Source organism: Vibrio sp. C8, from assembly GCF_054051265.1.
Map to the genome: position 1 here is coordinate 16,484 of NZ_JBPAOE010000005.1, position 25,954 is coordinate 42,437.

25 protein-coding genes are annotated in these 25,954 nt (G+C 44.2%); 7 read left to right on the forward strand and 18 right to left on the reverse strand.

Annotated elements, in window-relative coordinates; all coding sequences use genetic code 11:
* Positions 1-24: 24 nt before the first annotated feature.
* On the reverse strand, positions 25-651 hold the full coding sequence (upp, locus tag ACRQQK_RS03085) for a uracil phosphoribosyltransferase (RefSeq protein WP_457510015.1): 627 nt from the start codon (positions 649-651) through the stop codon (positions 25-27).
* A gap of 166 nt (positions 652-817) precedes the next feature.
* Here upp and purM point away from each other — a divergent pair, with 166 nt between their 5' ends.
* Together purM and purN are read left to right on the forward strand one after the other, a co-directional pair.
* Positions 818-1,858 carry a phosphoribosylformylglycinamidine cyclo-ligase gene (purM, locus tag ACRQQK_RS03090; RefSeq protein WP_457510016.1) on the forward strand — a complete coding sequence of 347 codons (1,041 nt, stop codon included), beginning with the start codon at positions 818-820 and terminating at the stop codon, positions 1,856-1,858.
* Positions 1,859-1,861: 3 nt separating this feature from the next.
* The gene (gene purN, locus ACRQQK_RS03095) at positions 1,862-2,500 is read left to right on the forward strand and encodes a phosphoribosylglycinamide formyltransferase (RefSeq protein WP_102940339.1); all 639 of its coding nucleotides are present in this window, start codon (positions 1,862-1,864) and stop codon (positions 2,498-2,500) included.
* An 87-nt stretch (positions 2,501-2,587) separates the two neighbouring features.
* On the opposite strand, the gene ACRQQK_RS03100 is transcribed toward purN, so the two are convergent.
* Together ACRQQK_RS03100 and lpcA are read right to left on the reverse strand one after the other, a co-directional pair.
* A complete protein-coding gene (locus ACRQQK_RS03100; RefSeq protein WP_457510017.1) occupies positions 2,588-3,433 on the reverse strand; it encodes a class II glutamine amidotransferase in 846 nt (281 codons plus the stop codon).
* A 99-nt stretch (positions 3,434-3,532) separates the two neighbouring features.
* Positions 3,533-4,108, reverse strand: a complete 576-nt coding sequence (gene lpcA, locus ACRQQK_RS03105; protein ID WP_167411531.1) for a D-sedoheptulose 7-phosphate isomerase — start codon at positions 4,106-4,108, stop codon at positions 3,533-3,535.
* A gap of 334 nt (positions 4,109-4,442) precedes the next feature.
* On the opposite strand from lpcA, the gene fadE reads away from it, so the two are divergent.
* Entirely contained in the window at positions 4,443-6,887 is a 2,445-nt protein-coding gene (gene fadE / locus ACRQQK_RS03110) for an acyl-CoA dehydrogenase FadE (protein WP_457510018.1), read from the forward strand.
* 69 nt (positions 6,888-6,956) lie between these two features.
* On the opposite strand, the gene ACRQQK_RS03115 is transcribed toward fadE, so the two are convergent.
* Both ACRQQK_RS03115 and dnaQ read right to left on the reverse strand, forming a co-directional pair.
* Positions 6,957-8,207 (reverse strand): TIGR03503 family protein, encoded by a 1,251-nt coding sequence (locus ACRQQK_RS03115; protein ID WP_457510019.1) that lies wholly within the window; start codon positions 8,205-8,207, stop codon positions 6,957-6,959.
* A gap of 24 nt (positions 8,208-8,231) precedes the next feature.
* Positions 8,232-8,975, reverse strand: a complete 744-nt coding sequence (gene dnaQ / locus ACRQQK_RS03120) for a DNA polymerase III subunit epsilon (protein ID WP_457510020.1) — start codon at positions 8,973-8,975, stop codon at positions 8,232-8,234.
* Between the two features lie 56 nt (positions 8,976-9,031).
* Here dnaQ and rnhA point away from each other — a divergent pair, with 56 nt between their 5' ends.
* Positions 9,032-9,496 carry a ribonuclease HI gene (gene rnhA, locus ACRQQK_RS03125; protein WP_457510021.1) on the forward strand — a complete coding sequence of 155 codons (465 nt, stop codon included), beginning with the start codon at positions 9,032-9,034 and terminating at the stop codon, positions 9,494-9,496.
* A 3-nt stretch (positions 9,497-9,499) separates the two neighbouring features.
* On the opposite strand, the gene ACRQQK_RS03130 is transcribed toward rnhA, so the two are convergent.
* Positions 9,500-10,234, reverse strand: coding sequence for a class I SAM-dependent methyltransferase (locus ACRQQK_RS03130; RefSeq protein WP_457510022.1), 735 nt, complete (start codon positions 10,232-10,234; stop codon positions 9,500-9,502).
* A 37-nt stretch (positions 10,235-10,271) separates the two neighbouring features.
* Between ACRQQK_RS03130 and gloB the strand changes: the two genes are divergently transcribed.
* The 3 genes from gloB (at position 10,272) to ACRQQK_RS03145 (ending at position 13,363) form a co-directional block, all read left to right on the forward strand.
* Positions 10,272-11,030 carry a hydroxyacylglutathione hydrolase gene (gene gloB / locus ACRQQK_RS03135; protein ID WP_457510023.1) on the forward strand — a complete coding sequence of 253 codons (759 nt, stop codon included), beginning with the start codon at positions 10,272-10,274 and terminating at the stop codon, positions 11,028-11,030.
* A gap of 72 nt (positions 11,031-11,102) precedes the next feature.
* Positions 11,103-12,680: a LysM peptidoglycan-binding domain-containing protein gene (locus ACRQQK_RS03140; RefSeq protein WP_457510024.1), complete on the forward strand. Its 1,578-nt coding sequence runs from the start codon at positions 11,103-11,105 to the stop codon at positions 12,678-12,680.
* Positions 12,677-13,363: a YIP1 family protein gene (locus tag ACRQQK_RS03145; protein WP_457510025.1), complete on the forward strand. Its 687-nt coding sequence runs from the start codon at positions 12,677-12,679 to the stop codon at positions 13,361-13,363. The genes ACRQQK_RS03140 and ACRQQK_RS03145 overlap by 4 nt, the downstream gene beginning before the upstream one ends.
* On the opposite strand, the gene ACRQQK_RS03150 is transcribed toward ACRQQK_RS03145, so the two are convergent.
* The 12 genes from ACRQQK_RS03150 to ACRQQK_RS03205 form a co-directional block, all read right to left on the reverse strand.
* Positions 13,347-14,198, reverse strand: a complete 852-nt coding sequence (locus tag ACRQQK_RS03150) for an endonuclease/exonuclease/phosphatase family protein (protein WP_457510026.1) — start codon at positions 14,196-14,198, stop codon at positions 13,347-13,349. The two genes, ACRQQK_RS03145 and ACRQQK_RS03150, sit on opposite strands and share 17 nt — an antisense overlap.
* A 100-nt stretch (positions 14,199-14,298) precedes the next feature.
* Entirely contained in the window at positions 14,299-14,637 is a 339-nt protein-coding gene (gene glnB, locus ACRQQK_RS03155) for a nitrogen regulatory protein P-II (RefSeq protein WP_042480092.1), read from the reverse strand.
* Between the two features lie 81 nt (positions 14,638-14,718).
* Positions 14,719-15,030, reverse strand: a complete 312-nt coding sequence (locus ACRQQK_RS03160; RefSeq protein WP_457510027.1) for a c-type cytochrome — start codon at positions 15,028-15,030, stop codon at positions 14,719-14,721.
* Between the two features lie 71 nt (positions 15,031-15,101).
* Positions 15,102-16,403: a tRNA lysidine(34) synthetase TilS gene (gene tilS, locus ACRQQK_RS03165; protein WP_457510085.1), complete on the reverse strand. Its 1,302-nt coding sequence runs from the start codon at positions 16,401-16,403 to the stop codon at positions 15,102-15,104.
* Positions 16,404-16,545: 142 nt separating this feature from the next.
* On the reverse strand, positions 16,546-17,505 hold the full coding sequence (gene accA, locus ACRQQK_RS03170) for an acetyl-CoA carboxylase carboxyl transferase subunit alpha (RefSeq protein WP_457510028.1): 960 nt from the start codon (positions 17,503-17,505) through the stop codon (positions 16,546-16,548).
* A gap of 45 nt (positions 17,506-17,550) precedes the next feature.
* Positions 17,551-21,030, reverse strand: coding sequence for a DNA polymerase III subunit alpha (gene dnaE, locus ACRQQK_RS03175; RefSeq protein ID WP_457510029.1), 3,480 nt, complete (start codon positions 21,028-21,030; stop codon positions 17,551-17,553).
* Between the two features lie 76 nt (positions 21,031-21,106).
* Positions 21,107-21,745, reverse strand: a complete 639-nt coding sequence (gene rnhB, locus ACRQQK_RS03180) for a ribonuclease HII (RefSeq protein ID WP_457510030.1) — start codon at positions 21,743-21,745, stop codon at positions 21,107-21,109.
* A gap of 2 nt (positions 21,746-21,747) precedes the next feature.
* Positions 21,748-22,890 (reverse strand): lipid-A-disaccharide synthase, encoded by a 1,143-nt coding sequence (gene lpxB, locus ACRQQK_RS03185; protein WP_457510086.1) that lies wholly within the window; start codon positions 22,888-22,890, stop codon positions 21,748-21,750.
* 133 nt (positions 22,891-23,023) lie between these two features.
* Positions 23,024-23,812 carry an acyl-ACP--UDP-N-acetylglucosamine O-acyltransferase gene (gene lpxA / locus ACRQQK_RS03190; RefSeq protein ID WP_457510031.1) on the reverse strand — a complete coding sequence of 263 codons (789 nt, stop codon included), beginning with the start codon at positions 23,810-23,812 and terminating at the stop codon, positions 23,024-23,026.
* A 1-nt stretch (position 23,813) separates the two neighbouring features.
* On the reverse strand, positions 23,814-24,245 hold the full coding sequence (fabZ, locus tag ACRQQK_RS03195; RefSeq protein WP_174435408.1) for a 3-hydroxyacyl-ACP dehydratase FabZ: 432 nt from the start codon (positions 24,243-24,245) through the stop codon (positions 23,814-23,816).
* A gap of 127 nt (positions 24,246-24,372) precedes the next feature.
* On the reverse strand, positions 24,373-25,407 hold the full coding sequence (gene lpxD / locus ACRQQK_RS03200) for a UDP-3-O-(3-hydroxymyristoyl)glucosamine N-acyltransferase (protein WP_457510032.1): 1,035 nt from the start codon (positions 25,405-25,407) through the stop codon (positions 24,373-24,375).
* A 31-nt stretch (positions 25,408-25,438) separates the two neighbouring features.
* The gene (locus ACRQQK_RS03205) at positions 25,439-25,948 is read right to left on the reverse strand and encodes an OmpH family outer membrane protein (RefSeq protein WP_457510033.1); all 510 of its coding nucleotides are present in this window, start codon (positions 25,946-25,948) and stop codon (positions 25,439-25,441) included.
* Between the last annotated feature and the right edge of the window lie 6 nt (positions 25,949-25,954).

Below are 25,954 nucleotides of genomic sequence, written 5' to 3' on the forward strand. Positions count from 1 at the left end.
CCCTTTTCTTTTCAGTAACCTAAGTTACTTAGTACCAAAAATCTTATCGCCAGCGTCACCAAGACCCGGAACGATGTAACCTTTGTCATTCAGTTTTTCATCAATCGCCGCAGTGTAAAGCTCCACATCTGGGTGAGCTTTTTCTAGCGCTTCAATACCTTCTGGCGCAGACACAAGAACCAATACTTTGATTTGGTTACAGCCTTTCTCTTTCAGAAGATCGATCGTTGCGATCATAGAACCGCCAGTTGCCAACATAGGATCAACAACCAGTGCAATGCGTTCTTCAATATTTGAAGCAAGTTTGTTGAAGTATGGTACTGGTTCTAGAGTTTCTTCATCACGGTAAATTCCGACTACACTGATACGTGCGCTAGGAATATGCTCTAGTACACCGTCCATCATACCTAAGCCAGCACGTAGGATAGGAACTACAGTTACTTTTTTACCTTTAATTTGGTCAACTTCAACAGGACCATTCCATCCATTAATGGTTACTTTCTCAGTTTCAAAGTCTGAAGTTGCTTCATAAGTCAGTAGGCTACCTACTTCTGTTGCTAACTCACGAAAGCGCTTAGTACTGATGTCACCTTCTCTCATCAAGCCAATTTTATGTTTAACAAGAGGGTGTTTAACTTCAACAACTTTCATTTCCATCTCCGGCACAATTTAAATAAACCTCGGGATTATACACCTATTTTTTCAACTTTACCGACCAAAAATCGCGATAAAAAACTGACGCAAACGTTTTCCTTTTTGTTTTAAGCCCTGTAGAATAGCGCCGTTTTCATATCCAATTAGACCGAGGAACTTCCCCGTGAGCGGTAACAAGACTTCACTTAGCTACAAAGATGCTGGCGTTGATATCGATGCAGGCAATGCACTTGTTGAACGAATTAAAGGTGCTGTAAAGCGTACTCGTCGCCCTGAGGTAATGGGTGGCATTGGTGGCTTTGGTGCATTGTGCGAGCTTCCAACCAAATACAAACAACCTGTACTTGTTTCTGGTACAGATGGTGTGGGTACCAAACTTCGTCTTGCTTTGGATATGAAAAAGCACGACACCATTGGTATCGACTTAGTGGCTATGTGTGTAAACGACCTGATTGTACAAGGTGCTGAGCCACTGTTTTTCCTAGATTACTACGCAACAGGTAAGCTAGATGTAAACACAGCAGCTGATGTTGTGTCTGGTATTGCTGATGGCTGTGTTCAAGCTGGCTGTGCTCTAATCGGTGGCGAAACTGCTGAAATGCCAGGAATGTATGAAGGCGAAGATTACGACGTAGCGGGTTTCTGTGTCGGCGTAGTAGAAAAAGAAAATATCATCGACGGTACTAAAGTTGCCGCGGGTAATGCACTGATTGCTGTGGGTTCTAGTGGTCCACACTCAAACGGCTACTCTCTAGTTCGTAAAATCCTAGAAGTTTCTGCTGCAGACAAAAATGAACTGCTTGAAGGTAAAACCATTGGTGAACACCTTCTTGAACCAACTAAGATTTACATCAAGTCAGCTCTTAAACTGATTGCAGAACACGACATTCACGCTATTTCTCACATCACTGGCGGTGGCTTCTGGGAAAACATCCCTCGCGTACTGCCTGAAGGTACCAAAGCGGTTATTGATGGTAAGAGCTGGGAATGGCCTGCAATTTTCAAATGGCTACAAGAGAAAGGCAACGTAGATACTCACGAGATGTACCGTACATTTAACTGTGGTGTTGGTCTAATCATTGCCCTTCCACAAGATCAAGCTGAAGCCGCTGTTAACCTTCTAAAAGCAGAAGGCGAAAACGCATGGGTTATCGGTAAAATTGCAGCAGCTCAGGCTGGTGAAGAGCAAGTAGAGATCAATTAATCCATGAAGAGTATTGTTGTTTTAATTTCAGGAAATGGTACCAATTTACAAGCGATCATCGATGCTTGTGAGTCAAGCATTAGTGAAGGCAGAGTAACGGCTGTTTTTTCAAATAAAGCAACTGCTTATGGCTTAGAGCGAGCTAAGAAAGCAGGTGCAGCGGCAGTATTTGTCGATCCAAAAGAGTATGAGACTCGTGATGCTTACGATCATGCACTGATGGAACAAATTGATGAATATAAACCTGACCTTATAATTTTAGCGGGCTATATGCGTATTCTGAGTAGTGAATTTGTACGTCACTACTTAGGACGTATGATCAATATTCACCCTTCACTGTTACCTAAGTACCCAGGTCTGAATACTTACCAGCGTGCTATCCACGCGGGTGACGAAGAGCATGGCACCAGTGTTCACTTTGTGACTGAACAACTCGATGGTGGTCCCGTAATTCTTCAGGCAAGGGTGCCAATTTTTGATGAAGATACTGTAGAGATACTGACAGAACGCGTTCAAAATCAAGAATATCGTATCTATCCGTTAGTGACTCAGTGGTTCGTTGAAGGCAGACTTGAGATGATTGAAGGCAAAGCGTTCTTAGATGGCGAGCCTTTAGGCATGCACGGTTATGCTAGCGAATAAACGCTAGTGAAAGCTTAGAGTTAAAGTTAGCAAAAAGGGTTGATACTGTATCAACCCTTTTTATGTTCGTTTTCTATGCGCAGCTTTTCACTCAAGCGGCTCTGTGGGAGCTTGGTTTCCCGGTTTAGGTGCAGCAAATGCCACATCGATTAAATCGGCACTGTTACTTTCGAACAGTTCACCATAGTGGAAAATATTAAATTCACCAGGCTTCATTCTTTGCCACTGCTCATTTCCGGTTAAAGGCTGGGTCGCAATCACAGAAACCACATCATTCGGCGTCGTTTCTTCCTGAAAGTTGATTTCAATATCTTCATCGAGCAAAGCGGCTCGTCCAAATGGCGCACGGCGAGTGATCCAGTAAAGATGATTCGTACAGTATGTCATCAGGTATTCACCATCAGACAGCAACATATTGAACACACCTTTCTCGCGCAGTTCATCACAGCGCAAAGAGATATAGCGAAAAACCGCGTGCATATCTTTCGGTGGTTCAGGATAGCGGTTCTCTAACTTATCGAGTAACCAACAAAAAGCAGCTTCACTGTCTGTTTCTCCGACAGGACGATGACGACCGGTTGGCAAACCTTGGTAATCGGTTAGTTGTCCATTGTGAGCAAATGTCCAATAACGCCCCCACAACTCACGAGTAAATGGGTGTGTATTCTCCAAATTGACACCGCCTCTATTCGCTTGGCGAATATGGCTTATCACCGCACAGCTCTTGATTGGGTATTCTTGGACTAACTGTGCAATCTTCGATTGGTAACTAGGATTGGGATCTTTAAATGTTCGAAAGCCTTTACCTTCATAAAACGTGATACCCCAACCATCTCGGTGTGGTCCGGTATTACCGCCACGTTGAATCAAACCAGTAAAGCTAAAACAAATATCAGTCGGGACATTGGCGCTCATTCCGAGCAATTCACACATCTTAACTCTCTCTCCTACTACCCTAAAACTCCTGACTACCGATTATATTTCGAGCTGACCTTTATAATTTGTTATAAAAACCAGCTCGATAAACATCAATTATTCCATTTCTTTTTCAATCAGCTGGATAATGATGTGGATAATTTTGATGTGTACTTCTTGAATTCGGTCAGCATAGCCAAAATGTGGTACACGAACTTCAACATCCGCAATACCTGCCATTTTGCCGCCATCTTTACCAGTCAAAGCGATAGTTTTCATGCCTTTCGCTTTTGCAGCTTCGATCGCTTTTAAAATGTTGCCTGAATTACCAGAAGTCGATAAACCAAACAGTACATCACCGGCAGAACCAACCGCTTCAACATAACGAGAGAAAACAAAATCATAACCGAAGTCGTTACTCACACATGAAAGGTGGCTTGGATCAGAAATAGCGATACCAGGGTAACCTGGGCGATTTTCACGGTAACGACCCGTTAGCTCTTCAGCAAAATGCATTGAGTCACAGTGTGAGCCACCATTACCACAAGACAACACTTTGCCACCTTGTTTGAATGAATCAGCAATAAGCTTAGCAGCAGCTTCAATTTGAGCGATGTTGTGATCGTCACTCAAAAACTTGTTCAACACTTCAGCGGCTTCTGTTAGTTCACTTCTAATTAGATCCTGATACATAGTTATTCTCTTCTTAAATCTGCTTGCAGATGAACTCTCTTCTCCGAGAGTTAGGACACTATTGAGTTTACCCAAACCAGTGATTCTGTCGATAGATAAGCCTCAATAATTGCACTTTGAGAACAATTTTCATCTCTCTAGAATCGAATCAGAGCGCACAACTTTAGAATATTCACTCTACTTAGATCACTTTTTGAACATTTAATGGTTTTACATTTTATTAATATTTCATTTACACTTTACTGGTTAGACCACTCTAACAACTTCAGAAAGCTCATAAAAATGAATGCTGATAATTCGAAAAAATAAACAGCATGACTAAAAGGACATTAACATGGACATCTTGCTCTCAACATTAGGGTTCTTTGCAGTACTAAGCGCTTGCCTGTATCACAGAACTTCATTGTTTGTATCACTCGCGGCACTCACCATCACTATGCTGGTGCTTTCGCTATTCGGCCCTGTAGGCATCATAGGCTGGAGTTTATATTTAGCAGCAATCGCGCTTTTTACTGTCCCTTCTATTCGCCAAGCTGTAATTAGCGCAAAAGCATTAACCGTATTTAAAAAAGTACTTCCTGCTATGTCGCAAACAGAAAAAGAAGCGTTAGATGCAGGCACAGTATGGTGGGAAGCAGAGCTGTTCAAAGGCAAACCGAACTGGCAGCAATTGCACGACATTCCTGCGCCTCAATTAAGTGAAGAAGAACGCGCTTTTCTTGAGGGGCCGGTGAATAAAGTCTGTGCCATGGTCAACGACTATCAAGTGACCCATGAACTGGCCGACCTTCCTCCTGAGGTTTGGCAGTACCTGAAAGACAACAAATTCTTCGCCATGATCATCAAGAAAAAATATGGCGGCTTAGAGTTTTCAGCCTATGCGCAATCTTTAGTTCTGCAAAAGCTAACAGGGGTATCGGGCGTTCTTTCATCAACCGTGGGCGTACCTAACTCATTAGGCCCAGGTGAACTACTGCAACACTACGGCACTAAAGAGCAGCAAGACTACTACTTACCTCGACTAGCGGAAGGTAAAGAGATCCCATGTTTTGCTCTAACCAGCCCAGAAGCAGGTTCTGATGCAGGTTCAATTCCAGATTTTGGTGTAGTCTGTAAAGGCCAATGGGAAGGCAAAGAAGTTCTTGGCATGAGACTGACTTGGAACAAGCGTTACATTACTCTTGCGCCAGTAGCGACCGTACTTGGCTTGGCATTCAAATTACAAGATCCAGAGCACTTACTTGGTGAGAAAGAAGATATTGGTATCACTTGTGCCCTTATACCAACCAATTTAAAAGGTGTGGAAATTGGTAATCGCCACTTCCCGCTGAACGTGCCATTCCAAAATGGTCCTACTCGCGGTAATGACATCTTTGTTCCACTAGATTTCATTATCGGTGGCCCTGATATGGCAGGGCAAGGATGGAGAATGTTGGTTGAGTGTCTCTCGGTTGGACGTGGTATCACTCTACCGTCGAACTCAACTGGCGGCACAAAAAGCGCGGCGTTGGCAACAGGTGCTTATGCGCGTATTCGTCGTCAGTTCAAACAACCTATCGGTCAAATGGAAGGTATTGAAGAGCCATTAGCACGCTTGGCAGGTAACGCGTACGTGATGGACGCGGCAAGTAATTTGACCGTTGCAGGTATCGACCTTGGTGAGAAACCATCGGTAATTTCTGCAATTGTAAAATACCACTGTACCCATCGTGGCCAACGTTCAATTATTGATGCGATGGACATTGTCGGTGGTAAAGGTATTTGCTTAGGTCCTTCAAACTTCTTAGCGAGAGGTTATCAAGGTTCGCCAATTGCAATTACGGTAGAAGGCGCAAACATTCTGACTCGTTCAATGATCATCTTTGGTCAAGGCGCGATTCGCTGCCATCCTTATGTATTGAAAGAGATGGAAGCCGCTCACTCTGAAAGTTCGAATGCAGTTGAGCAATTTGATAACGCATTGGCAGGCCACGTTAGTTTTACCACCAGCAACTTAATTCGTAGTATCTGGTTAGGTCTAACCGATGGTATTGGCTCTTACTCACCAACCAAAGATGCGACACAACGCTACTACCAACAGCTAAACCGTTACAGTGCGAACTTAGCGCTTTTAGCTGACATATCTATGGCTGTTTTGGGCGGTTCTTTGAAACGCAAAGAGCGTTTATCTGCGCGTCTGGGTGATATTTTGAGCCAACTCTACATGAGCTCAGCAACCCTAAAACGTTTTGAGAACGATGACCGACCAGTTGAAGATTTGCCATTGGTTCATTGGGGATTACAAGACAGCTTGAAACAAACAGAAGTAGCGATAGATGAGTTTCTTGCTAACTTCCCGAACCCAGTGATCGGCAAAGTGTTACGTTTCTTAATTCTGCCTTTTGGTCGCGTTCGCAAAGGACCAAACGACAAACTGGACAGCAAATTGGCGCAAATACTTCAAACGCCAAGCGCCACACGTACACGCCTTGGCCGCAACCAGTATTTAGCACCTACAGCCCATAACCCCGCAGGTCGTATTGAACTGGCGCTAAGCGTTGTCCTTCAAGCAGAACCTATTTTTAATAAAGTATGTAAAGCGCTTGATAAGCGTTATCCATTCACGCAACTCGATAAAATTGCGGCAGAAGGATTAGCAAACAAGCTCATCAATGAACAAGAAGCTGAGCTTTTAATCGAGGCTGAAAGCCACCGCTTGTACACCATTAATGTTGATGACTTTGCACCAGCGGAACTTGCGGCAAAAAAGACAAAAACCAAACTGGAACAAGTCGCTTAAAGAAAAATTGAGCATCACTAAAACGTAAAAAGGGAGGTTTAACCTCCCTTTTTTATTATCAGCTCTGTGCTATTTCTTGGGCATATTGAGTTGCATTTCAGGCAGCATTTCCTTGCGCGCTTTAAACTTACGCATAATAAACCAACCAACCAACGCCAGAAGAATCACAATTACATTACCAATGGCGATATAAATAATGTACTGATTACGACGCTCTTCACGTACCTTTTGCAGCAACTGTTCTTGAGCGATTTTACGGCGCTGTTCTGCTTCTGCTTCCTGTATCAATCGAGCTTGTTCAAGATCGAGCTCTTGAACCACACTGTAAGTACTCTCTTTAATCGGGAAATACAACGGACGCTTAGAAGCCAGATCGGTAGCATAAACACCACCTTCCCACGCGTAGTTACCTAGATCGCCATCATAAGGAACAGTGAGCGTCATCTTTAATGAATCAGGCTCAGCAACCCCTTCCACAAGAAACTCTTTATTATCGGGCGATTGATGGCGAATGTGCGCAGCAAGTGAGCCGGGCTCGATCATCCCCTGTTCACCACTGATTACCACCTGATGCGGTTCGTTCGCGATACGAGACTGAATAAAGCTCGAACTTAGTGGAGATGGGTATACCAACACTTCTTGTTCAAGTGCGCGTAAAAACACGCCATTACCAGAAGTAATTCGCACCCTATATTTGCCAGGTTCCGGCGTAATATTAAGCTTAACCGTAAAGACGCCATCTCCGGGCTTTTCATCTAAATCTCGCCCATCATCAGCAAACTCACCAATCACTGTTGGCACAGGTCGCGCCTCTTTAACTAAGCTCTCTTCATCTTCAATATATTTACGAAAAGTGACTTTGAGATTCACTCTTTCAAGGAAATCTTTAAGCAGAAGAGGTTTGTCATCTGAAGTTAAGCGAGCCGTGAACTTCATTTCCTCGCCTTGATAAATTCGGGTTGGAAAGGTATCTGAGGTCAATTGCAGGTGTGAAATCAGCTTTACATTATTTTTAGGCGACACTTTACCAATTGCTTGCCAAGGTCCCGGCATAGGATTGTCGATAGAGATGATGTCCATCGTCGGTTCTTGATACCAGCGTACACTATCTGGGTTTCGTGTAGCGTAATACTTCTTACCATCGGGACGTACTAATACTACGGGCTGAGAACCTTGCTCTCGGTAGATGACAAACGTTATTTGAGTGATGGTAGGGTCAACACGAAATCGATTATCTAACAAAGAAAGTGAGGATTCACGGCTAGCAAAAGTATTCAAACTCAAGAGGAGCCCCAAAAGAGCAATTCCAATCCTCAACATATCATCTCCTAAAATAGACCACTCTTATTGACGCCAAAGACAAGAGCCACTCTTCGCGACTAAATCTAAACGCTCTTGATGCGCTTCTATTTCATCGGCGGTAGCCATCAATACCTTTAGCGCTTTTCGTCCACTTTCTACTCGTTTAATCAATCCTGCACCATTCTCGCCATCGGTTTGTGAGCCAGCGTTAAACTGGAGTGACGTTTGCCCACCAGTCATTAGCAAATAAACGTCTGCAAGAATCTCAGCATCGAGCAAAGCTCCGTGCAACGTTCGGTGTGAGTTATCTATGCCATAACGTTCACAGAGAATGTCCAAGTTGTTGCGTTTGCCGGGGAAGATTTTCTTCGCCATGGCAAGGGTATCTGTGATTTTGCAGATCTGTACGGTTTTAAGTGAACAGCCAGCTAACTTAGAAAATTCATAGTCCATGAAACCGACGTCGAAGGGCGCGTTATGCGCAACCAGTTCCGCGTCTTTAATAAACTCTAGAAATTCTTCATGAACATCGCGATATTCCGGTTTATCAACCAAGAACTCATCGGTAATACCGTGAACTTCAACCGCTTCATCTTGAATAGGTCTGTCCGGTTTAAGATAAACGTGAAAGTGGCGTCCGGTGAGTTTTCGATTAACGATCTCCACCGCACCGATTTCAATGATTCGGTGACCTTCGTAATGTGGGCCGCCTTCTAGGTTCATACCCGTGGTTTCAGTATCGAGAACCACAATGCGGTCGTATTCAGAATTGCTGCTAGTATTCATAAGGATATATATGTCAGACTATGCCAAATGTGTGCGTAACCCAATAGTATCAAATCATGAAGAAACAGGTGGAAATTTTCACTGATGGATCGTGTTTAGGCAACCCTGGCCCTGGCGGTTATGGTGTTGTTCTTCGCTACAAGAGCAACGAAAAGACCCTAGCAAAAGGCTATAAGCTCACCACGAACAACCGCATGGAAATGCTCGCAGCCGTTGTTGCGTTGCAAACGCTTAAAGAACCTTGCCATGTAATTCTCACCACAGACAGCCAGTACGTGCGTCAAGGCATCACTCAGTGGATCCACAACTGGAAAAAACGCAATTGGAAAACCTCTGCCAATAAACCAGTCAAAAATGCAGATCTCTGGCAAGCACTTGACCACGAAACAGCTCGTCACCAAGTTGACTGGCATTGGGTTAAAGGTCATGCAGGACACAGAGAAAACGAAATGTGTGACGAGCTAGCACGAGCGGCAGCTGAAAACCCGACAGAAGAAGATGTAGGTTATAAGCCCGAATAACCGTTATTTTTCATCGTGTTTGACGCGGTAGTTTACTCCAACAGGAGAAAGCCGCCGTTTCAAACGCCAGTGCGGTTTAATCGGTTTAAGTGGATAGGTACGCTTACGGGCAACAATAAAATACAAGCTACAAAACGTTGAACCAAAATCCCCTCTGCCATTTTCCAACCAAGTCCAGAATGTGCGGTACCTCTGCATCGGAAACAATGCATATTGGTCACACTCAATCACCTGATAGTTCAGCAACCCTAACCAATCCTTAACTCGATTTGGTGTGAACATCCGACCGCTCCAAGGCAAATTATTTTTGCGCCACGGCATTAAGCTCGCAAGACCAGTAAAGCTAATCGGATTAAAACCCGTGATAATAATGTAGCCATCATCAATCAGAACTCTGTCCACTTCTCGCAACATTCGGTGCGGGTCGCTACTATAATCCAGTTGATGTGCAAGGATTGCTGTATCTATACTTTTTTCGAAGAAAGGCAAATCGAAGTCATCGGCGATAACTGTATGCAATGGATTTTGTTTATCCAAATGGACTTGATGTTGAATATTGCAGTTACAACTGGCAAGCTCGCAACTCAAGCCGCCCAGTTTTAGCATATGATAACCAAAGAGTTTCGGGCACCACTCATCGAGCCGTGTTTGGATAGACTCACTAACCCATTGACCATTTTTCAATTGAGACCAAGAATGAGGCTTCTCAATTTTTTTTTCGCTGCGTGCTGGTTTCATCGCTAACCCGCTTCACCAAGGTGACTGGAGACAACTCATGTTACAGATCAAAAGCATACCTGCATTTAACGATAATTACATCTGGCTGATTCAAAATAGCGACAACCGTTGCGCTGTTGTAGACCCGGGTGATGCCAATCCAGTTCTTGCGTATTTAGAGCAACACAACCTCACCTTAGATACGATATTGATCACGCATCATCACAATGATCATACGGGTGGAATACGAGAACTGGCAAAACACTACCCAGATATTGAAATCATTGGACCTACTCATGATCACGTGCCTTATTTAACGCAGAGTGTTTCGGGTGGCGATCAAATTGAACTGTTTGGGGAACGTTTCTGGGTATTAGGATTACCAGGACATACCTTAGGACATATTGGCTATGCCGGTGATGGCAAGTTGTTTTGTGGAGATGTGCTTTTCTCCGGTGGCTGTGGGCGAGTATTCGAAGGCACAATGGAGCAGATGTTTACTTCGTTAGAAAAAATTCTAGCCTTACCAGAAGAAACCGAAGTGTATTGCGCTCATGAATACACTGCGAGCAACATCGCTTTTGCCATTGCTGTTGAGCCAAATAACGAACAGTTACAAATTTATCGCGATGAAGTTATTCGTCTTCGAGCTCAAAACAAATCAACCATTCCGACCACGCTAAGAAAAGAGAAATGGATAAACCCCTTCTTGCGTACAAGAGAAGCAAGCGTAATCAAGTCGGTAGCAAATCGTACGAAACAAAATGATCCTATATCAATATTTACCGCATTACGCGAATGGAAAAACGATTTTTAGGAATTTGCCACTTGTCAGGGTAATTAATAGGCAAGTATTATCACCAGCCATTTATTGAAAAGATTGTTTTGCATGCGAGTAAAAACCAGCTGTCTGTTGGCTCTCTTATTGGCGGGGTGCCAACTTAACCAGACGGCAGAACAAACCACACAAAACGACGTTGAAGTAAACACGCCTCAACAGCAAGCCACTAAGAAAAAACCAACGGTAGCACCGAAACCTGCATCCGTTGAGCGCGTTGCTGAACCTGTCGTGATTACGCCACAAGAACAAGAAGATGTCTGGCAACGCATTGCCATGCAGCTCTCCATGGGAATACCAAAGCAAAAATCGGTTGATTACTACCGCACTTGGTACCTGAAACATCCAAGCCATTTACAAAAAGTGGCGGAGCGTGCACAACCATTCCTATACCTCATTACCGAGAAAATTGAGCAAAGAGGCTTACCACTAGAACTCGCCCTTTTGCCAATTGTAGAAAGTGCATTTGACGCGTTTGCTTATTCACACGGCAGCGCTGCAGGGCTGTGGCAGTTTGTACCTGCAACAGGAAAAATGTACGGCCTTGAGCAGAATTTTTGGTACGACGGTCGTCGCGATGTAGATGCATCAACCGATGCGGCTTTGACTTATTTGACCAATCTAAGTAAACGTTTTGACGGAGATTGGCAACACGCTATCGCCGCTTACAATAGTGGTGGAGGTCGAGTTTCAAGTGCTATCCGTAAAAACAAAAATTTAGGAAAACCTATCGACTTCTTCTCGCTCGATTTGCCTGAAGAAACCAGCGGTTATGTGCCAAAGCTACTCGCCCTTGCTGACATCATCGCGAATCAGGAAAAGTACGGCATTCAACTTCCAGCCATTGCCAATAAACCTGTGCTGAAGTTGGTCGATCCTAAGGAACAGCTCGATCTTGCTATCGCAGCAAAATACGCAGGCTTGAATGTTAAAGAGCTTCAAAGCTATAACCCAGCATACAATCAATGGGCAACCGCACCGGATGGTCCATTCCAACTACTTCTACCAGTCGATAAAGCAGACACTTTCCTTGCGAATGCAGCAAAGCACCGCGGAGAAGGAATGAAGTTAGTTCGATACAAAGTGAAAAGTGGTGACAGCCTAAGCGTGATTGCTGCGCACCACAACACAACGACTAAAATAATTCAAACTGCCAATAATCTTTCAGGCAACTCTATCCGTGTTGGACAATATTTAATGATTCCAACATCGGTGAAAGATGAGAAAGCGTATGTTTTGAGTGCCAATAACCGTCTGCAGAAAACTCAATCTATTGCCAGAGGCAAATACAAGCTGACTCATACCGTTGCCAGAGGTGACAACCTATGGACCATCGCTCGTAAACACAATGTGTCGACCACTTCACTGGCTAAATGGAACGGAATGGGGCCAAGAGATACCTTGAGTATCGGCCAGAAACTGGTGATTTGGAAAAACAATACTGATGGCGCGATCATCCGCACCGTTTTCTATAAAGTGCGTAACGGCGACACGCTCAGTGCTATTGCCAGCAAGTTTAAAGTGAAAACAGCAGACATAGTGAAATGGAATGACTTGTCTAATAACAAATACCTGAAACCAGGTCAGAATCTAAAACTCTATGTCGATGTCACTAAGGTTAGTGTATGAACCCGTCCAGTAATCCTTTAATTATGCTGGTGGATATATTCCGTTCACCTCAAGATTGCTTTGCTGCACTGTATGAAAGAAGTGCATGGGGATGGCAGCCATTTATTGTATTGCTGCTCACTCCGTTCTTATTCTGGGGAGCTTATTTCGCAAACGTTGATTTCGAATGGCTTAGAGCTGGCTTGTCAGCTCAGATGGAAGCGACTAATCCTGATCTCATTCATTTGCTGGAAGCCGATACTTTATTAGCGAGTGAAATCATCAGTGACGTTATGAGCCGAACTCTGACGATTGTTCTTCTAGCGCTTTGGTTTAACCTTGCAACCCGTCAAGGCTCGACAAAATTAGGTTTCTGGAAATGGTTTGCTGCAAGCTCAGTTGTCATTTTTCCAGCCGTCATCGGCGATCTAGCCAGCTATGCAAGCATGCTGTTAAAGCATGGACAAGTAATGAGCTACGCAGCCGATCTCAACAGTGTGAATGGCTTAATTAAGCTGCCGTTAACCAATCCTTGGTCACCCTTTACCAGTTCATTCCCTCTGCTGTTGCCTTGGTACATTTTCCTAGGTTATGCAGCGGTCATTACTTGGACTCAAATAGAGCGCGCTCAGGCAATCGTTATTGCTACCTTGCCTTGGATTGCTTACTACGGTATCTGGGCGATAACTATTGCAATAAGCTAAAGTTAAGCAGTAAAGGGTTATGATCAGAAGCGTCCGATTCGGGCGCTTTTGCATTTTCTAGCGTTAAGCCCCGATAAAACACATGATCCAACGCTAGGCCGCTGATAAAACGCACTCGGTTATCAGGAGAAAAACCGGCCTCACTCAACCCTAAAGAAGTCAGTACCTGCTTCATCACAGTCATTCTATCTTCACTCCAGCTATTGAAGTCTCCTGCAACAATGATAGGGCCTGTATGCTGACTCAATTCATTGGCTAATGCCTGTAACTGAAGTTGGTATTCATCTGTGCCATAAGTGAAGTTAACCGCATGTAAATTCACAACCGCGAGCACTTGGCCGTTGCTGAGGGGATATTGAGCGTAGATTCCCGATTTAGGAAGTCGTAACCAAGGTTCCATCTCTGTATAACCACAGGCTAAGTTAGGTGTCGTCCGGGCAAGATTAATGACTCCAGCAGACTCCCCCATCACTTTAAAGGCGTTGACCTGATTACCTTCCCATCCTTGCTCTGACAGCCACTGTTTTAATCCAATGTTAAGGCTGGCTTCCTGCAGCAGCAGTAACTGCATATCTGAACTTAAACGGCTAAGCTCTTCGCTCCAGCCCTCTCTATTCTGCTTATAAATATTCCACACTAGAAGGCCCAGATGACCTTGCTTGTCTAAAGGTAAAGCATTGTCGTCCTGATAGCAGACTAACGGTTGCCCAACGCTGTTTTCACCGACAGTGATCAGTTGAGGGTGTTCTGGAATGTTAAAAACCAGCTTATAACCAGAGAAGACTATCGCTAGACAACTCAATAAGCCCAATAACAGCAAATAGCGCTTTTTCATAACAAGTACAGGTTAGGTGAAAAACTCATGGTAGGGAAAGAAGATATCTGAATTTCACTGGCGGCGAGATGGAAAAAGAGGAGCATTCGCTCCTCTTCTTTTAAACTGCGTCTTCGTCTTCTTCGCCAGTACGAATACGGATAACACGTTCGACATCAGTAATGAAAATTTTACCATCACCAATTTTGCCTGTTTGAGCGGTTTCGATAATAGTATCGACACATTGATCAACGACATCTTCGTTAACCACAATTTCCAACTTCACTTTTGGCAAGAAGTCGACCATGTATTCAGCGCCACGATACAGTTCCGTGTGACCTTTTTGACGACCAAAACCTTTGACTTCGGATACCGTCATACCCGTAATACCCACTTCCGCTAACGCTTCACGAACATCATCGAGTTTAAATGGCTTAATAATGGCTTCAATTTTTTTCATGTTCATCCCTTAAACTTGTATCAATGCTCGGCATTATCCGCTAGCCCTTGAAAACAATCAAATAATTAAGTCGCTTTATACTTATTTCAAACTTGCGTAGTAAGCGGCTAAGTTAGCAATATCTGCATCGTTCAACATAGAAGCTTGTGCTTGCATTACAGGTGCAAGTCCACCCGTACGCTGACCCGCTTTATAAGCTTTAATTGAAGACACTATGTATTGTTCACTTTGTCCTTTGAGGTTCGGATATCCCGGAATAACCGCAATACCATCCGCACCATGACAAGCTGCACACACCGCAGATTTTGCTTTACCAGCAGCCACATCTCCAGCGACTGCATTACCCGCTAGAAGTCCAAGTCCTAAAACAACACTCAATGCTAATTTACTCATTGCTCTTCCTTATGTTATTGAATTTTCTTTTTATATCACTGCTACTATTAGGGTTAATTCTGGCACGAAAATTAACGCTTGTCCCAAACCAGCGTGCAATCTTGCCCACTGAAATCACGATCAACAAACAAATTTGCCACCGCAACCACTTTATCTTGATACATGAGTATCGGCGTGCGGCGTCTTAGCCAACTTGGCACTCCGTATTCCTGAAAGAGCTTTTTCATTTTTCTTGAGCCACTTCTTCCTACCGGACACGCTCTTAACCCCTCCGGATTAAAGCTCACCCACAAATCTGCCACCCTTTCAGGCAGTCGAATCTCTCCTTTATGCAAAGTAAGATTCAAAACGCCCAAGCAATCGGGTAATGGCAGATTTTGTCCAAGAAAAATGGGACTTTTCCAGTCAGAAATATCTCGACTCTCTTCAACACAATATAGACGATTATCAAAACGGCGGATCTCACGCTCGCCAAGTTTCAGTTTTGGATTGGCATCAGCTGCGGCTAAAGCGACTTCCAGCCAAATCATCTCTGTATGTTTACGGCTTGGCATCACCATTTGATGACTAGCTAACCATTGGCGAATGATTTGCCGACGTACGACATCACTTTTTGCGCTCAACGCATCAAGCTTCAAACTTCCGTCATCATGAAGTGTTTGTACAAGTTCATCTCGCAAGAGTTCTTCAAGCAACGCTTGTTGTTCAGCACACAACTCTGCACTACGTTGAACCGCTTGGTGGATCGATGGCCAGCGATGACTGAGAATAGGGGTGACTTGGTGACGAATGAAATTGCGCTCAAAGCGAATATCATCATTACTTTCATCGGTTACCCAAGTGAGATGATTATTCGCCGCAAAAGCCTCTATATCAGCGCGTTTCACACTCAATAACGGCCGTAACATCAATCCGTTTGAAAATGGCGCAGAATGAGCCATAGAAGCCAAACCTTTTGGCCCACTTCCTCGTTTAAGGGCGAGTAAAAAAGTCTCTATCTGGTCGTCTGCGTGCTGACCTAACAACAGTACATCATTCGCTTGTACATGTTTAGCTAACACCTCATAGCGAGCATCACGAGCAAGCTTTTCAATACTCTCTCCGCATTGAGTATCCAGATGCACTCGTTCTACAGTCAAAGGGATAGCAGAGTCATCACACAACGCCTGACAACACTCAGCCCAATCATCTGCATTGCTGCTCAAGCCATGATGAACATGCACCGCCGCAATTGATGCGCCGGATTCATCGCGAAAACGCGCGAGCAGTGACAACAGAACACGAGAATCAACGCCACCACTCAAAGCGAGAACAAAACGACGGGAAGAGTATGCATTCAACTGTTGGCAAAAGTGAGAGTACAAATCGAGCATAGTAGGTTTATCAACCAGTAAGGCCATCAACAAGAAACTGTGTTTAAGTGTAACGTTAAGCCATACAAACAAAAAGGGTTGGAATGAATCCAACCCTTTAGCAAAGCAATCAGCTTTAGTTGCTACTTGTTCGGAGCAATTATTAGCAGTAACCGTAGCTCAGCAGACGTTGGTAGCGGCGCTCAAGTAGAGAATCTGTATCCAGAATTTCTAGATCCGCTAACTGACGTAGTAGTGTTGCTTTCATGTTCGCAGCCGTCTCTTCGTGGTTACGATGTGCACCACCTAGAGGCTCTTCAATGATTTCATCAATCAGCTCTAGCTCTTTCAAGCGAGGAGCAACAAGACCCATAGCTTCTGCTGCTTGTGGTGCTTTATCTGAATCACGCCATAAGATTGATGCACAACCTTCTGGTGAGATTACTGAATACGTAGAGTATTGAAGCATGTTTACGTAATCACCCACACCGATAGCCAATGCGCCACCAGAACCGCCTTCACCGACAACGTTACAGATAACAGGAACTTTCAAACCTGACATCACTTTGAGGTTTTTAGCAATAGCTTCAGACTGACCACGCTCTTCTGCACCAACACCTGGATATGCACCAGCAGTGTCAATGAAAGTAATGATTGGCATGTTAAAACGCTCAGCCATTTCCATCAGACGCAGTGCCTTACGGTAACCTTCAGGCTTTGGCATACCGAAGTTACGTTTTACTTTCTCACGAGTTTCGCGACCTTTTTGATGACCAATAATCATCACAGGACGGTCTTCTAAACGAGCGATACCACCAACGATAGCTTTGTCATCTGCAAAAGCGCGGTCACCCGCTAGTTCATCAAACTCAGTAAATACATGTTCAATATAATCAAGCGTGTAAGGACGCTTTGGATGACGCGCCAATTGCGCTACTTGCCATGCACCTAAGTCGCCAAAAATTTTCTTTTTCAGCTCTAAGCTTTTCTTTTCTAGTTGTGCAATTTCTTTGTCGAGGTCAACTGAGTCGTTACCACCGTGACGAGACACGTCACGCAGTGCCTGAATTTTAGCTTCAAGTTCGGCAATTGGTTTTTCAAAATCTAGAAAATTTAGGCTCATCTACCTATCCTTTTTTACTCAGCATGCCTTTGGCATTGCTGAATTTTAGTTAAATTCAAGTTCTACCTGATCACTGCCAAGTAGCTGTTGCAATTCGTCTAACAATGTATCGCTAGGTGTGACACGCCATTCTGTACCAAGTACTAGACGCGCTCGCGCATCAGGGCGCTGGTAGTATACATTGACAGGAACCGTTCCTGCTCGGTGAGGCGTAAGTATTTCACTAAAACGCTCAAAAAACTGCTCATCAATTTGAGATTGCTCTATCGATATTGATAAGCCACGGGCATATTTTTCACGTGCGCTGCCCATGTCCATGACTTCGCGCGCCGACATTTTAAGGCCACCATTGAAGTCATCAAAGCTGACCTGTCCAGAAATCACTAAAATTTTATCTTTTTCTAGCAATTCTGCATACCGTTCAAGCGCATCAGAGAATAACATCACCTCCATGCGACCGGAACGGTCATCCAAAGTCATCAGACCAATTCGGGTTCCGCGCTTAGTCGTCATTACACGCGCAGCAATGACCAAACCAGCCACTGTAATCGATTGATCACGACGCGTTGGTGTCGCTTCATTTAAACGACAGCTAGTATATCGATTAAGTTCCTTCAGATAGGCGTTAATTGGGTGGCCTGTCAAATAAAGCCCCAAAGTTTCACGCTCACCTTCTAGCCACACTTTTTCTGGCCACTCAGGGACTTGGGTATATTTTTGTTCGACTTCTTCCGGAGCATCCGTCAATACACCAAACATGTCTGCCTGACCAAATGCTTCTGCCTGATGGTGTTGGCTTGCCGATTTCACAGCATCGTTCAATGATGCCATCATAGCAGCTCGATGCGGACCTAAACGGTCCAAAGCTCCCGCCAAAATCAACTTTTCAATGACCCGTTTGTTGACCTTTTTCAAATCAATACGAGCACAGAAATCAAACAGATCTTTAAAATAACCGCCTTGAGCACGAGCTTCTTGTATCGCTTCGATTGGACCTTCACCAACCCCTTTAATCGCACCAATACCATACACAATGGCACCTGTTTCATCGACATTGAAACGGTATAAACCTGAGTTTATATCCGGCGGCAGGACTTTCAGTCCCATACGGATACATTCATCCACCAAACCAACGACTTTTTCGGTGTTATCCATATCGGCGGTCATTACCGCAGCCATGAACTCTGCAGGGAAGTGCGTTTTCAGCCATAGTGTTTGATACGATACTAAAGCATAGGCTGCCGAGTGCGATTTGTTAAAGCCATATCCAGCGAATTTCTCTACAAGATCGAAGATCTTCATTGATAATTCGCCATCAACGCCGTTTTTGATCGCTCCTTCTTCGAAGACGGCACGCTGCTTTGCCATCTCTTCTGGCTTTTTCTTACCCATTGCACGGCGCAACATATCTGCACCACCAAGTGTATAACCAGCAAGGATCTGGGCAATCTGCATGACCTGTTCTTGATACAAGATAATGCCGTAGGTTGGTTCAAGCGTCTCTTTGAGAGATTCATGCTGCCACGTTTCATCCGGATAAGAGATCGCTTCACGGCCGTGTTTACGGTCGATAAAGTTATCTACCATGCCTGATTGCAACGGCCCCGGACGGAACAGTGCCACCAATGCGATGATATCTTCGAAACAGTCTGGCTGAAGACGCTTGATCAAATCTTTCATACCGCGAGATTCAAGCTGGAATACCGCCGTCGTTTCTGAATTCTGCAGAACTCTGAAAGAAGCTGGATCATTTAATGGAATAGACTCGATGCGTACAGGATCTTTACCTTCTCTCTCCATTCGAGGGTTAATCAAGCCCAATGCCCAGTCGATGATGGTTAAGGTTCGTAGACCCAAGAAGTCAAACTTAACCAGGCCAGCGGTTTCAACGTCATTCTTATCAAATTGAGTAACAGGGAAATGGCCTTCTGAATCTGCGTAGATAGGTGCAAAATCAGTAATTGTGGTTGGCGAAATTACTACACCACCAGCATGTTTACCGGCATTTCGTGTACAACCTTCTAGGATTCGGCATTTATCAATTAGCTCTTTGACATCCTCATCTGAGTTATATAACTCAGGAAGTGCAGGTTCTGCCTTGAAGGCTTTTTCCAACGTCATACCGGGATCTGGCGGAATGAGCTTTGAAATACGGTCGACAAAACCAAACGGGTGACCAAGAACGCGCCCCACATCGCGGATAACCGCTTTTGCCGCCATAGTACCGAAGGTGATGATCTGTGATACCGCATCACGACCATACATTTCTGCCACGTGATCAATAACTTGGTCACGCTTATCCATACAGAAGTCGACGTCGAAATCTGGCATGGATACACGTTCTGGGTTCAAGAAACGTTCGAACAGCAAATCGTACTCAAGCGGATCCAAGTCTGTTATTTTCAGGGCGTAAGCCACCAAAGAACCAGCACCAGAGCCACGTCCCGGCCCAACCGGAATATCATTGTCTTTGGACCACTGAATGAACTCCATTACGATCAGGAAGTAACCTGGGAAACCCATGTTGTTGATTACTTCAAGTTCAATTTGCAGACGTTCATCGTATTCAGGACGGCGCTGAGCACGCACTTCAGGATCTGGGAATAAGAACTCTAGACGGTCTTCCAAACCTTCTTCTGATTTTTTGATCAGATATTCTGTTTCCAGCATTCCTTCAGTCGGGAACGCAGGTAGAAAGTATTCACCCAATCGAACAGTCACGTTACAACGCTTGGCTATTTCGACCGTGTTTTGCAGTGCTTCGGGGATATCAGCAAATAGCTCACACATCTCTTCTTCAGAGCGTAGATATTGCTGTGGACTATAAAGTTTCGGTCTGCGTGGGTCTTCTAAAGTATAACCGTCATGGATGGCCACACGAATTTCATGCGCGTCAAAAAACTCTTCGGTCAAGAATACCACTTCGTTAGTGGCAACAACTGGCAAGCCTTCTTTTTCCGCCACTTCCAAAGCAAAGTGTAAGTAGCTTTCTTCATCCGCACGACCTGTTCTTATCAGCTCAATATAGAAATGGTCAGCAAAATAGGTTTTATAGAACTCTACGCATTTTTCCACCAGCGGTTGGTTGCCTTTAAGCAGAGCTTTACCAATCTCACCCTGTTTGGCTCCGGATAGAATAATCAAACCTTCTGCGTATTTGATTAGCCACTCTTTATCAATGACAGGTTGGTGTTGAACATGACCACGCAGATAAGCATCTGAAATAAGAAGAGTCAGGTTTTTATAACCAACATTATTTTTCGCCAAGACAGTAATTCGAGTTAGCTCATCACCTAACTCTTCTGAACGCATGGCGAAATCCGCACCTATGATGGGTTTCACACCGCTGTTGTGTGCGGTTCCGTAGAACTTAACTAAGCCACACAAGTTAGTAAAGTCGGTTAATGCCATTGCTGGCATGCCCATTTCAGCCACTTTTTTAACCAAAGGAGGCACTTTTGACAGGCCGTCAACCATGGAGAAATCACTGTGAATGCGTAAGTGGATAAACTTAGGGTCTGACATTCAATTCTGTCCTAGATACTCAATATTCGCTTTTATGGGGAGGTATTCTACGTCAATACCAAACGTATTGCAGGGCTTATTCCAAGCCTAAAACGCGTTTAACAGGCCCAAAACTTCTGCGGTGTTGTTCGATCACACCGTGTTGTTCAATGGCCTCAAAATGCGCTTTGGTCGGATAGCCTTTGTGTTTGGCAAAACCGAACTGTGGAAATTCTTTGTCCAGCTGTTCCATTTCCTGATCACGCACGACTTTTGCAATGATTGAGGCGGCACTGATCTGCGCCACTCGTAAGTCACCTTTGACAACGGCAATCGCGTCCATAGGTAACTGTGGAACTTTATTACCATCAATCAGTACTAAATCTGGCTTAATGTTCAATCCTTCGACTGCACGCTGCATTGCAACCATAGTGGCTTGAAATATATTCAGTTGGTCAATTTCTTTTGGGCTACAACGTCCTACTGACCAAGCAAGGGCTTTTTCTTTAATTTCCGGTAAAAGCGCAAGACGTTTTTTCTCACTGAGTTTTTTGGAATCATTCAAGCCTTCAATAGGGTTATTAGGATCTAAAATCACAGCGGCAGTCACCACATCTCCAACGAGAGGCCCTCTTCCTACTTCATCCACACCGGCAATAAGCTGGTAGCCTTGTGGTATTTCAAACGGAGGTAACTCTTGAGCAGGCTTCTTCGCTGAAGTCTTATTTATCGACATAATTACGCTTTCTCTATTAATTTCAGTACAGCGTGAGCAGCTTGTTCATCTGCACCTTTTCGAATCCATTGGTGCATTTCGGCAAATTTTTCCAACATTGCTTGATTATCACCATCCAAAAGTTGGCTGACATGTTGCACTAAGTTTTCAACGGTACAGTCGTCTTGCAGCAATTCTGTCACTAACTCTTGCTCGGCTAATATGTTCGGTAGCGACACATAAGGTGTTTTCACCAATCTTTTCGCCAAGAAATACGTTAAGGCATTGACGCGGTAACCAACAACCATAGGGCGTTTTAACAGCATGCATTCCAACGCCACAGTGCCTGAAGCCAATAACACCGCATCTGAAGCTGTAATGACATTGCGCGCGGTATCGTCCACTAATACAAAATCAAGATCTGGGGCCGTCGCCTTCCAAACAGCTTCAAACTGCTCGCGACGCTTCTGATTGACTAACGCAACGACGAAGCCAAGATCAGGGTATTTCTCACGCAGTTTTTGACAAGTTTCGATAAATGGTTGTGCGAGCATTTTCATTTCACCACCACGACTTCCCGGCAATACAGCTAACCAACGTCGGGCTGGGTCTAAGCCTAGCAATTGCTGTGCTGGCAATTTATCATTTTGCAGTGGAATCGAGTCTGCCAATGTATGACCGATAAATTCACAAGGCACATTAAACTTGTCGTAAAAGGCTTTTTCAAACGGTAAAAATGCTAAAACAAGATTGGTCGCCGCTTCAATTTTAAAAATGCGCTTTTGGCGCCAAGCCCATACTGAAGGGCTGACATAATGCACAGTCTTGATACCCGAATTTTTCAGGTCCAACTCAAGACGCAAGTTGAAGTCTGGTGCATCGATGCCCACAAACACATCTGGCGGGTTAGAGGTAAAATACTTAACCAATTCAGCTTTGACTTTCAGTAGACGAGATAAGCGACCAAGCACCTCAACTAAGCCCATTACAGACAGCTCTTCCATATCAAAGAGTGACTCACACCCTTGAGCTATCATCTTCGGGCCACCAATACCGACAAACTCTGCGTCTGGATATTGCTGCTTAATTGCTTTGATAAAGCCTTCACCTAACGTATCACCAGACATTTCTCCAGCAACAATACCTACGCGCAGCGGCTTTCTCACTTCAGACATACTTTTATTAGCCTTAAATTATGGAAGAATGTGAGCATAGCAATTGAATATCGCTAGCCTTAAAACACAAAAAGACCGCAGCATTTAAGCTGCGATCTTTTCCAATCGTCAGTTCAATCGAATATTAACGAATGATACCACGTTCCGTCGTTTCCAAAATGGAAATGAAACGTTCTACAGCAGGCCACTCTTGCGCGATCTCTTTCAGTACAGGCAGCACTTCTGCTTGTGTTTTACCTGAACGGTAGATCTCTTTGTACGCTTTTTGAATGGCGCGAATCTCTGCTTTTTCAAAACCGTTACGTTTCAAACCAACAAGGTTCAAACCGAAAGGTGTTGCGTGGTTACCCTGTGCAAGTACGTATGCAGGTACGTCCTGAACAACCGCTGAACAGCCACCAACGTAAGCATAAGCACCTACACTACAGAATGGGTGAATGGCAGATAACGCCATTACGCCAGCGTGGTCTTCGACTGTTACGTGTCCGCCAAGGATCGCATTGTTACCAATGTGAGTATTATTGCCGACAACACAGTCATGAGCGATATGCGCGTTAACACAAAGTAGGTTGTCATTACCCACAATAGTAGTCGCTTTGTCTTGCACCGTGCCACGATGAATTTGCACCGCTTCACGGATCACATTGCGATCACCGATAACCACTGTTGTATCTTCACCGCTGTATTTCTTGTCTTGGTTTTCTTCGCCAATAACAGCATGAGGGAAAATGCGGTTCTCTTTACCGATAACCGTATTACCTTTGATGACAACATGCGACATCACTTCTGTGTTGTCGCCAATTTTCACGCCAGAAGTGATGTAAGTAAAAGGTCCAACAGTTACGTTTGCACCAATCACCGCACCTTCTTCTACTACTGCGCTTGGATGAATTTTTGCTGATTCGTGAATCATCTTAAAACTCTCTACGTGCACATTTTAGTTCAGCAGAACATACAACTTCACCGTCTACTTTCGCAACACCATTAAACAGAGCGATACCACGACGTTCTTTCAAGAATTCCACTTCGATAATCAGTTGGTCGCCCGGAACAACTGGCTTACGGAATTTTGCATTATCAATACTCGCGAAGTAGTAAAGTTCATTTTCTTTCGATGAGCCAAAAGATTTAAACGCTAGCAAACCCGTAGCTTGAGCCATCGCTTCAAGAATAAGTACACCAGGGAAAATCGGTAGCTGCGGAAAATGACCTGTAAACTGAGGTTCATTTACTGAAACGTTTTTAAGGCCAACCAGATATTTGCCTTCTTCGTAATCGGTTACGCGATCAATCAACAAAAACGGATAGCGATGAGGAAGTAGCTCCTGAATTTCGGTGATATTCATCGTTTTCTTTTCAGTCGTCAAAGTCATATTCCTATTCATTAAATTTTCAAAAAATCTTTTCGGCATTATAGACGAAAAAGACTCGCACTTTGCGAGCCTTATCGACAAAGGTCTGTAAAATATGCCATTAAGCGTCGTTTTTTTGCGCGATTTGCTTTTCAACTTCTTTAAGACGCTTGTTCATCTCATCAATACGATGAACACGAGTCGCAGTCTTACGCCACTCTTTGTTTGGCTGTAAAGGAATACCTGACGAGTACATGCCTTTTTCTTCGATACTGCGCATTACCATCCCCATACCCGTGATGGTCACACCATCAGCAATAGTAATGTGGCCGTTAATAACACATGCACCACCAATAATGCAGTACTTACCAATTTGAGTGCTTCCGGCAACAACTGTACCACCAGCCATGGCTGTACCATATCCGATGTGCACGTTGTGAGCGATTTGAATTTGGTTGTCGATGATCACGTTATCTTCGATCACGGTATCGTCTAGAGCACCACGGTCGATAGTGGTACATGCACCAATTTCAACACGGTTACCAATTCGTACAGAACCGATTTGAGGGATCTTGACCCATTCGCCACGCTCATTCGCATAACCAAACCCGTCAGAACCAATAACAGTGCTGGATTGAATCAAGCAGTCACTACCGATTTGCACTTCGTGGTAGACGCTCACATTCGCCCAAAGCTTGGTGTTGTTGCCCAATTTGGCATTTTTGCCAACAAAGCAGCCAGCACCAATAACGACGTTGTTACCCAACTCAACACCTGACTCGACTACAGCATTGGCACCGATAGAAACGTTAGTACCCATAACTACGTCTGCAGCGACAACCGCACTTGCTGACACACCATTTTCAGCCGGTGCAGGCGTCAAATCTAACGCTTGTGCTACCTTAGCGAAGGCAACGTAAGGGTCAGCAACAACCAACACATTCGACGGACACAGCGATCGCTCTGACTCTTTCACCATCAACACTGTCGCTTTTGATTCGGCTAAGTGTTTGCTGTATTTAGGATTAGACAAAAAGGTCACATCGCCTTCTTGTGCGCTGTCCATTGGAGCAACACGACGAACAACAGCATTGCCATCACCGTGTAACTCACCGCCAGTAATTGCTGCTAATTCAGCTAAAGTCAGTGTTTTCATGTTTAATTGCTATTTTGTCTATAAGAGCTAGTTATTTGATTGATTTAATTACTTTCTCTGAAATATTGAATTCAGGCTTACCATATTGCATAGCACTGATATCAATAATCATATCGTAACCTTCTTTCTCTGCCACTTTTTTCACAGCTTCTTGAATCACGTGGAATAACTTTTGTTTTTCTTCATTTTCACGTTGTGCAGACGCTTTATCCAGTGCCTGAGCTTTGATTTTATATGTGCTGTCTAACTGACCAATTTCAATACGCAGTTTTTCAACTTCATCTTGACTCATTAGAGAAGAATCACGCTTAAGTTTTTCAATTTTGGTTTTAGCTTGCGCTTGAATGCTCTGCAATTCCGCCGCTTTATCTTCAAATTCAGCTTTCATTTTTTGCAACACTACTTCACGTTGTGGCAGTGCTTGGAATACTTGTGCAGTGTTGATATAACCGACTTTTTGCGCTGCTTCAGCTGCATTTGCGAACATTGATGAGCTAAGAACAAGAAGACTAACACCAGCAGCTTTCATAATATTTTTCAAAATACT